At 68.3% G+C, this 8,985-nt stretch carries 9 protein-coding genes and 1 pseudogene; 9 read left to right on the top strand and 1 reads right to left on the bottom strand.

The features are described from left to right. Window positions 1–321: 321 nt before the first annotated feature. On the bottom strand, window positions 322–1,656 hold the full coding sequence (gene hemG, locus EA346_RS07630) for a protoporphyrinogen oxidase (protein WP_296757221.1): 1,335 nt from the start codon (window positions 1,654–1,656) through the stop codon (window positions 322–324). 250 nt (window positions 1,657–1,906) lie between these two features. Between hemG and EA346_RS07625 the strand changes: the two genes are divergently transcribed. From EA346_RS07625 to EA346_RS07585, 9 genes and pseudogenes are all read left to right on the top strand, one after another. Then, window positions 1,907–2,440, top strand: a complete 534-nt coding sequence (locus EA346_RS07625; protein WP_296757220.1) for a Na+/H+ antiporter subunit E — start codon at window positions 1,907–1,909, stop codon at window positions 2,438–2,440. Continuing rightward, a complete protein-coding gene (locus tag EA346_RS07620; protein WP_296757218.1) occupies window positions 2,437–2,721 on the top strand; it encodes a monovalent cation/H+ antiporter complex subunit F in 285 nt (94 codons plus the stop codon). The genes EA346_RS07625 and EA346_RS07620 overlap by 4 nt, the downstream gene beginning before the upstream one ends. Next, window positions 2,718–3,035, top strand: coding sequence for a monovalent cation/H(+) antiporter subunit G (gene mnhG, locus EA346_RS07615; RefSeq protein ID WP_296757217.1), 318 nt, complete (start codon window positions 2,718–2,720; stop codon window positions 3,033–3,035). Before EA346_RS07620 ends, mnhG begins: the two co-directional genes overlap by 4 nt. Then, window positions 3,035–3,247 (top strand): annotated as a pseudogene (locus EA346_RS07610) (hydrogenase subunit MbhD domain-containing protein); the annotation flags it as partial. The gene mnhG and the pseudogene EA346_RS07610, both read left to right, overlap by 1 nt. A gap of 53 nt (window positions 3,248–3,300) precedes the next feature. Further along, window positions 3,301–4,002, top strand: a complete 702-nt coding sequence (mbhE, locus tag EA346_RS07605) for a hydrogen gas-evolving membrane-bound hydrogenase subunit E (protein ID WP_296757214.1) — start codon at window positions 3,301–3,303, stop codon at window positions 4,000–4,002. Beyond that, complete coding sequence (locus tag EA346_RS07600; RefSeq protein WP_296757212.1) at window positions 3,999–4,295, top strand: NADH-quinone oxidoreductase subunit K; 297 nt, start codon at window positions 3,999–4,001, stop codon at window positions 4,293–4,295. Before mbhE ends, EA346_RS07600 begins: the two co-directional genes overlap by 4 nt. Further along, window positions 4,292–5,752: a proton-conducting transporter membrane subunit gene (locus EA346_RS07595; RefSeq protein WP_296757210.1), complete on the top strand. Its 1,461-nt coding sequence runs from the start codon at window positions 4,292–4,294 to the stop codon at window positions 5,750–5,752. Before EA346_RS07600 ends, EA346_RS07595 begins: the two co-directional genes overlap by 4 nt. Further along, window positions 5,752–7,248 (top strand): proton-conducting transporter membrane subunit, encoded by a 1,497-nt coding sequence (locus EA346_RS07590; RefSeq protein ID WP_296757209.1) that lies wholly within the window; start codon window positions 5,752–5,754, stop codon window positions 7,246–7,248. Before EA346_RS07595 ends, EA346_RS07590 begins: the two co-directional genes overlap by 1 nt. Next, window positions 7,245–8,984, top strand: a complete 1,740-nt coding sequence (locus tag EA346_RS07585) for a proton-conducting transporter membrane subunit (RefSeq protein WP_296757207.1) — start codon at window positions 7,245–7,247, stop codon at window positions 8,982–8,984. Before EA346_RS07590 ends, EA346_RS07585 begins: the two co-directional genes overlap by 4 nt. The last annotated feature ends 1 nt before the right edge of the window (window position 8,985 follow it).

Here is an 8,985-nt window from a genome sequence, read left to right as displayed (position 1 = left end):
AAGTTCTGTAGGTCGGGTTAGCGTAGCGTAACCCGACGTGCCGGGGTCCCGGGGATGACGCTGCTTTGCGACCATGGGTGGGTGCGAGACTCGCCAACCCTTTCAAGGGCCTTTTGCACCACGAAGGACACGAAGGCACGAAGCCTTCACCGGTGTTCAGATTGGTGTTGTTTCAACCGGCGCGGATGTAGGAGGCCAGCCCCTGGCCGATGGGTTTTCCGGCGCCAGATCGGCGAGAGGCTCGCCTCCTACCGGCCGACAAACGCACAGAGCTACCACTCCACAGCCTTCGTACCCTTCGTGGTAAATCCAAGCCCTCCGTTACGCTGGTGCCGCCGCGAGCTTCCCGGCAAGTTCGCGCGCGTTGCGCACGCAGTCGTTCATGGCAATGCCGCGGTAGGCGTTGCCACCCAGGTGCAGGCCCGGATACCGCTCGACATGGGCGAAGAGATCGTCCACGGCGGCGATGTGCCCGACACGATACGAGGGGATACCGTTGTCCCAGCGCTGGACGAAGGTCACATCGGGCTCCTTGTCGACGCCCATGGTCAGCCGCAGGCCCTCCCGGGCCGTCGCGATCAGGCCCGCCTCGTCCTGCTGCACGAGCTCCGGATTGCGCTGACCGCCGATCATCACCCGGACACTCCGTGACCCTTCCGGCGCACGGTCGGGGAAGATGCTGCTGTCCCAGAGTACGCCCAGGACCGGCAGCCCGGCGCTGGTGGTGGTCAACAGCCCGAAGCCGTCCAGCGGGTGGTCCAGTTCCTTCCAGCCCAGCCCCACGACCGCGACAGGCGAATATTCGATCGCTTCGAGCCGGCGGGCGAGGTCCCCGTCCAGCGACCGGAGCATGCCGGCGGCGGCGTGGGCCTGGGTGCTCACCACCACCTGATCGAAGACCGCCTCGAAATCCCGGGCGCGCACGCGGTAACCGGAACCGTCGGGGACGACCTCCTCCACCGGTGCACCAAGGTGCCACTCGGCGGGTATGGTCCGGCGCAGGTGCTCGATGAAGCTGCCGACGCCACCCTTGAAGCTCATGAGTATTCCGCCCGGCCCCGCCTGCTTCTTCCGCCGGGCGAGCATCCCCCGGAACAGCCCCCCATGCTCCTGTTCCAGCCGCACCACCAGCGGGAAAGCCGCGTTCACCGAGACCTTGTCCGGCGTGGTCGCGTAGATGCCGGCGGTCATCGCATCCAGAAAGACGTCGGTGAACTCCTTGCCGATCCGCCGATAGCCGAACTCCTGCAGCGTCTCCTCGCCCGGTTCCTTGCGCTTGGGCACGAAGAGTTCGCCCGCGAGACGCAGCTTCGCGCCCCAGCCGATCAGGCTGGTGCGCAGGAACGGCCCCGGTGACTCCGGCAGCCGATGCAACCGCTCGGTGAAGATGTAGCGCTTGCGGGCCGCGTCGGAACTCGGCAGCAACAGATCCTCCGCCCCGGAATCCTTCACCAGTTGCATGCTGTCGGGCTTGCTGGTCAGAAAGCCGTTGCCCCCGGCCTCGAAATGAAACCCGCTCAGGGTGTCCGTGCGCATGGTGCCGCCGGGAATCGGCTCGGCGTCGAAGACGTGAACTTCCCGATCGGGCTGGGCCTGCTTGAGATAGAAGGCCGTTGTCAGGCCGCTGATGCCGGCGCCGATGATCGCGGTGCGCATGGTGGACTCCTCGGGAAGGGGCGGTTTTCAGAGCGGAAGGGTGCAGTGTGTGCGAGTACCCCCGGAGAATCCATGATCCACCGCATGCCGCACTCTCATTGGATGGAAACCCGTGCTCCGGCGGGATGCCGGGCCTCGCGATACGGCTGCGCGGCACGACAGGCTGAAGATTATGGTCCAGACCGGTATCCTATGCCGGCAACCTGCCGTGTTGGATAATGCGCAGGCGGACTGGCCACGATGGAGCGTTATGGCAGAACAACGACACGCAGTGGACCGCCTGTCCTGGATCAGCGCCTACGCATTGCGCCTCGGGCTCCTGCTGATCATCTGGTGGATCCTGAGCGGCAGCACCGAGGACTGGTGGTTCGGTCTGCCGCTGGCCGTCTTCGCTGCCGCGGTCAGCCTGTGGCTGACGCCGCCCGGGCGCTTCCGGCTGCGCCTGCACCGCATGCCCTTTTTCGCCGGCTTCTTCCTCTGGCAGTCCCTGCTCGCCGGATGGGACGTGGCCAGGCGCACGCTGAGCCCGGCCCTGCCCCTGCGTCCCGAGGTCCTGCATCTGCCCGTCGTCCTGCCGGAGGGCGCTCCGACCTGGTGGCTGATGCTGGTGATCAGCCTGCTGCCGGGCACGCTCAGCGTGCGCCTGGACGAGGATCGCACTCTGGAGGTCCACTGCCTGGACTCCCGGCTCGATGTGTCGGGCAGCGTGCGCGAGACCGAGCTGCAGATCGCGCGCCTGTTCGGACTGCGAACCAGCGCCGCCGACGGCGGCCAGCATCCATGAACTGGCTGCTCGAATTCGTCGCCGTGCTGCTCCTGGTCACGCTGGTGCTGGGACTGATCCGCATCTGGCGCGGTCCGACCGTGGCCGATCGCATGCTGGCGGCCCAGCTCTTCGGCACCACGGGCGTCGGGCTGCTCCTGGTGCTCGCGGAACTGCAGCGGATGCCGGCGCTGCGCGACGTCGCACTGGTGCTGGCACTGCTGGCGGTGATGGCGGTGCTCGCGTTCGTCGCCCGGGTCTGGCGGCAGGACCCCAACAACAATCACGAAGGGCCGTCATGATCCTGATCGACCTGCTGCAGGGCATTCTCCTGCTCGCCGGCGTCGGGTTCTTCCTGGTGGGAACCCTCGGCATTCTGCGCTTTCCCGACGTCTACACCCGCGTCCACGCGCTCACCAAGGCCGACAATCTCGGCCTGGGCCTGATCGTCTTCGGCCTGCTTCTCAGCGCGGAGTCCGTGCCGGTGGCCCTGAAGCTGCTGCTGATCTGGGGCCTGGCCCTGATGGCGAGCGCGACCGCCGGCTACCTGGTCGCGCGCGCGGCCCGCCGGCGCGGCGTCAAGCCCTGGAAGGCAGGGTCCGGAGGGGGAACCTGATGCCCTGGCTGGACCTGTTGCTGGGCCTGACCCTGGTGGTGACCGCGGGACTGGCGCTGGCCGCCCGGGACCTGTTCCGGGCGGTGGTCATGTTCATCGTGTTCGGCCTGCTGATGGCGCTGGCCTGGGTCCGCCTGCATGCGCCGGACATCGCGCTGGCCGAAGCGGCGATCGGCGCCGGCCTGACCGGGGTCCTGCTGCTCGATACCCTCGGCTACCTGCGCCGGCCCTTCGGCAGCCGTGTCGACAAGCCGGGGAAACACCAGTGAGTCTGCGCCTCGTCTCGGCCGCACTGCTGTGCGTCGCGGTCACCGTCGCGCTGGCCTGGGCGGTGCTGGACCGACCGTTGCCGGAGGAGAACCTGCCGGACCGGGTGGCGGCGGCAATGCCGGAGAGCGGAGTCGACCATCCGGTCACCGCAGTGCTGCTGAACTTCCGCAGCTACGACACCCTGCTCGAGATCGCGGTGCTGCTGCTGGCCGTGGTCGTGGCCCTGGCGCTGCGCGAGGCCCAGCCCGACCAGCCCGAGGCGATGGGCCTGGACAACCCGCTGCTGCGCGCGGTGATGGCCTGGCTGTTGCCGCTGATCCTGATCGTCGCCGGCTTCCTGCTCTGGGCCGGCTCGTACCAACCCGGCGGCGCCTTCCAGGCCGGATCCGTACTGGCCGCGGCCGGGGTCCTGCTGCGTCTGGCGGGCGTGACCACCGCCTGGCTGGACAACGCCACCCTGATGCGTGCCGGCCTGGCGCTGGGCCTGCTGACCTTCCTGGGCGTCGGTCTGCTGGTGATGATCCCCGGCGCGCCGTTCCTCACCTATCCCCTGGAATACGCCGGCACCCTGATCCTGGTGATCGAACTCACCCTGACGCTGTCCATCGGCCTGACCCTGATCAGCCTGTTCCGGCTCACGCCGCCCTACGCGGACGACCCGGACGAGGCCCGCGAGCAGGCAGGGAAGACCCCATGAGCGGCGCCCTCGTCTTTGCCTGGTCGGGCGTGCTGCTGTTCGGCCTGGGACTGTTCGGGTTCATCGCCCACAGGCACCTGCTGCGGCGACTGCTGGCCTTCAACATCATGGGCAGCGGATCCTTCCTGGTGCTGGTCGGACTGGCCCAGGATGGCCGCGGGGTCGACCCGGTACCCCATGCGATGGTGATTACCGGCATCGTGGTCGCGGTGGCCTCCACCGCTTTGGCGCTGGTGGTGTTTCGACGCTGGTACCGCGCCAGCGGACGCACCGATCTGCCGGAGGACACGTGATCGGCCTGTGGTCTGTGCCTCTGCTGTTCGCGCTGCCGCTGGCCCTGGGAATCCTGAGCCTGCTGGTGACGCCTGCCTGGCGTCCGCGCCTGATCTTCGTCGGCCTGCCACTGCTTACCCTGGCCAGCGTCGATGTCCTCGCGCGCCTGGTGCTCGAAGGCCCGCGGATCTACGAACTCGGTGGCTGGGAGGCGCCGCTCGGCATCAACCTCGTGGTCGACGGCCTCGCGGTGGGGATGATCCTGATGACCACGCTGGTCGCCAGTCTCTGCGCCCTGTATGCGCGGGTCTACCTGCGCGACTACCCGGCCTCGTCCAGCTTCTTCTGGCCCCTGCTGTGGCTACTCTGGGCCGGCATGAACGGGATCTGGCTGGCCGAGGACATCTTCAACCTCTACGTGGGCCTGGAGGTGATGGGCCTGGCGGCGGTGGGCATGGTCGCGCTGCGCGCCACGCCGCAGGCACTGGCCGCCGCAATGCGCTACCTGCTCGCCGCGCTGCTGGGTTCGCTGGCGTACCTGCTCGGCGTCGCGCTGCTCTATGCCACCTACGGCACGCTTTCGATGGCGGGGCTGCAGGAAGCGGCCGCGCCGAACGCCACCACCCATGTGGCACTGGCGCTGATCATCCTGGGCCTGCTCCTGAAGACCGCGCTGTTCCCGCTGCATGCCTGGCTGCCGCCGGCGCATGGGGGCGCGCTGACGCCGGTCAGCGCGCTGCTCTCGGCGCTGGTGATCAAGGGTTCGTTCTACATCCTGATGCGCATCTGGCTGGTCCTCGGGCCGGAGGTCACGCCGATCTTCACCGCGCAGCTGCTGGGGGTGCTCGGTGCCGGCGCGGTGTTCTACGGCGGCTGGATGGCCTGGCGCCAGCACCACCTGAAACAGCTGGTCGCCTACTCGACCGTGGCCCAGATCGGCTACCTGTTCCTGTTCTTTCCGCTGGTCACCGGAACCGGCCCGGAGGCCGCCCGTCTCGCCTGGGACGGTACGCTGATGATGCTGGTGGCCCATGCCCTGGCCAAGGCGGCGCTGTTCCTCAGCGCCGGCAACCTGATCCTCGCCGTCGGCAGCACACAGATCAGCCACCTGGTCGGCATCAGCCGCTTCCGGCCCATGTCGCTGTTCAGCTTCGGCCTGGCCGGCGTCAGCCTGATGGGGCTTCCACCCAGCGGCGGTTTCACCGGCAAGTGGCTGCTGCTGCACAGCGCGATCCTCAGCGACCAGTGGTGGTGGCTGATCGTTCTGTTCCTGGGCGGCCTGCTGAGCGCGGCTTACATCTTCAAGGTCTTCCGCATGTCCTTCCGTGAGGGGCCGCAGATCGACCGCTCGATCACGCCGCCGCTGACGCTGGACGTCACCGCACTGATCCTCGCGTCGGCCTCGATCCTGATCGGCCTGACCGCCCATCTGCCGCTGTTCTGGCTGCGCCTCGGCAGCGCCTTCGGAGCCGGCTGATGACCTGGAACGCTCTGATCCTGTTCGGCGTGCTCGCCACCTCGCTGGTGGCCTCGGCCGTGATCTTCCTGCTCGCGGAGTCGCGCCACACCACGCGCAGCGTGTTCAACCTCGCCGCCGCGGTCGTGAAGCTGCTGCTGGTCGGCTGGATCGTCTGGGGCGTCTACCAGAACATCGATTACGAGTTTCGCTTCACCATCATCGAGGGCGTGGACTTCATCCTGCGCGCCGACGCCCTGGGAATGATGTTCGTCGGGCTGTCCTCGCTGCTCTGGCTGTTTACGACCATCTACGCGATCGGCTATCTCGAGAAGGCCCCCAACCGCAGCCGTTTCTTCGGCTTCTTCAGCCTCTGCGTGGCCAGTACCGTCGGCATCGCGCTGGCCGGCAACCTGTTCACCTTCCTGCTGTTCTACGAACTGCTGACGCTCTCCACGTATCCGCTGGTGGTGCACCGGGGCACCCGCGAGTCCCTGCGCGCCGGCCAGGTCTACCTCTACTACACGCTGGGCGGCGGGGCCCTGCTGCTGTTCGGCGTCGTCGCGCTGCACGTGCTGGTCGGCGACACCGAGTTCGTTCCCGGCGGCGTGCTGTCGGGGCTCGATCCCTCGCTGCACCCGCTGCTGATCGGCATCTTCCTGATGATGATCATCGGGCTGGGGGTGAAGGCAGCGCTGTTTCCCCTGCATGCCTGGCTGCCGATGGCCATGGTCGCGCCGGCCCCGGTCAGCGCGCTGCTGCACGCGGTGGCCGTGGTCAAGGCCGGGGCCTTCGGCATCGCCCGGCTGGTCTACGACGTCTACGGCATCGAGTTCGCGTTCTCGCTCGGCCTGCTCGGACCGCTGGCGGTGGCCGCGTCGATCACCATCATCTACGGATCGCTGCGCGCGCTGGCCCAGGACGACCTGAAGAAACGCCTGGCCTTCTCCACAGTCAGCCAGGTGTCCTACATCATTCTCGGCATCAGCCTGTTCGGACCGGTGGGCACCCTGGGCGGCCTGGTGCACCTGCTGCACCAGGGGCTGATGAAGATCACGCTGTTCTTCTGCGCGGGCAACTATGCCGAGACGCTGGGCGTGCACAAGATCAGCGAACTCGACGGCGCCGGGCAGCGCATGCCGGCGACCAGCGTCGCGTTCACGCTTGGCGCCTTCGGCATGATCGGCATCCCGCCGATGGCCGGGTTCATCAGCAAGTGGTACCTGGGCATCGGCGCGCTGGAGGTGGGGATGAACTGGGTACTCGGGGTACTGATCCTGAGCAGCCTGCTGAATGCGGCCTATTTCCTTCCGATCCTGTACCGGATCTGGTTCCGCCGACGGGAACGGCTGTGGTGCGAAGGGAAGGTCCTCGGCCGCTTCGAAACCTCGGGCTGGCTGCTGCTCCCGACACTGGCCACCGCCGCGTTCGCGCTGGTCGCCGGCGTGCTCGCAGGCATGCCGTTCAGCCCGCTGTACTGGGCGGACCTGATCGTCAGTCGCGAGTACCTGCCATGAGCGGCCTCCTGGGCGCGACCGCGCTGCTCCTCGCACCCGGGGTTCCACTCGCGCTCGGCGTGCTCTGGGGCGTTCCGCGGCTGCGGCGGCACATCGGCCCGATCGCGCCCTGGGCGGCGGTGCCGGCGCTGCTGCTCGCGCTGTTCGGAACACCCGGTGAGACGGTCGAACTGAGCTGGCTGCTGTTCGGCGGCTATCTCGGCCTGACCGACACCACCCGGGTCTTCCTGTTCTTCACCGCACTGATCTGGTTCGCCGCCGGCATCCACGGGCGCGGACACCTGGCCGAGGGCGATCACTGCGAACGCTTCTGCGTGTTCTGGCTGTTCACGCTAGCCGGCAACATTGGCCTGATCGTGGCGCTGGACGTGGCGCTTTTCTACACCAGCTTCGCCCTGATGACCTTCGCCGCCTACGGGCTCATCGTGCACGACCAGAACGAAATCGCCCAGCGCGCAGGCCGCGTCTACCTGGTGCTGGCGGTGCTCGGCGAGGCGCTGATCCTGATGGGCCTGCTGCTCGCGGCCCGGGCCACCGCGGTACCGCTGCTGCCCATGCTCGCCCAATTGCCGCAGGCGATCGCGGGCGCCCCGGAGCGCGATTTGATCATCGCCAGCCTCTGGCTCGGTTTCGGAGTCAAGGCCGGTCTGCCGCTGCTGCATTTCAGCCTGCCGCTGGCCTATGGCGCCGCGCCGGTGCCAGTGGCCGCGGCGCTGGCCGGCGCGATGATCAAGGCGGGGCTGCTGGGCTGGCTGGTGACCCTGCCGCTGGGCTTCGTCGGGCTGCAGCACTGGGGCGTGATCATCATGCTCACCGGCCTGTTCGCGGCCTTCGCGGCCGCACTGATCGGGGTGAACCAGAAACAGCCGCGCATCGTGCTCGCCTATTCCAGCATCAGTCAGATGGGACTGATCTCGGTCGGGATCGGGGCCTGGGTGTATGCCCCGGAACTGGGCCCGCTGCTCGCCGTCGCGATCACCGTCTTTGCGCTGCATCACTCGCTGGCCAAGGCCGCCCTGTTCCTGGGCACCGAGGTCGTCCGTCACCGCACGCGGCGTCCGGTGCTCTGGCTCTGGATCGGCCTCGGCATTCCCGCACTGGCGCTGGCCGGACTGATGCCCAGCGGGCTGGTGGCCAAGGCGAGTCTGAAATACGGCCTGCTGGCCGACGCACCGGTACCCGAGGTCTGGTCCTACCTGCCGTTGCTGCTGGGGCTGGCGGCGATCGGCACCACCGCGCTGATGGCCCGGCACCTCTGGCTGCTGCGCCTGGAGGCCGGTCGCGACGAGGCCCAGCCCACGGCCTGGCACGGCTGGGCCCTGATCACCGCCGCGACCGTGCTGAGCATCCTGCTGCTGCCCCTGTGGGGAATCGAGGTGCCATGGATGGCGGCCGTCGGCGGCCTGGCCGATGCGCTATGGCCGGTGGCCGCGGGGCTCGTGCTGGCCGCATTGGCGTGGCGCTGGCTGCGTCCGCTACCGATTCCGCCCGCGGACGTGCTGGTGCTGCTGACCCCGCTGCCCGGTCTCGCTCTGCGCGCGGGCCAGGCCCTGGGCGTGACCGGGCCCGCTGTCAGGCGCGTCCTTCGGAACCTGGAGGCGAAGGCGCTGGAACGCTACCGACGCGCCGACCACCGCCTGGGTCGCTTCACCGAGCAACTCTGGCGTCGCGACGCGTCCCTGCTGTTCGCGCTGCTGCTCGCGGTGGTGGCCCTGGTCAGCATCCGCATCGCGTAGA

The sequence above is a fragment of the Thioalkalivibrio sp. genome (assembly GCF_007692535.1).
Lineage (GTDB): Bacteria > Pseudomonadota > Gammaproteobacteria > Ectothiorhodospirales > Ectothiorhodospiraceae > Thioalkalivibrio.
This window is presented reverse-complemented; position numbering and strand designations above follow the sequence as displayed.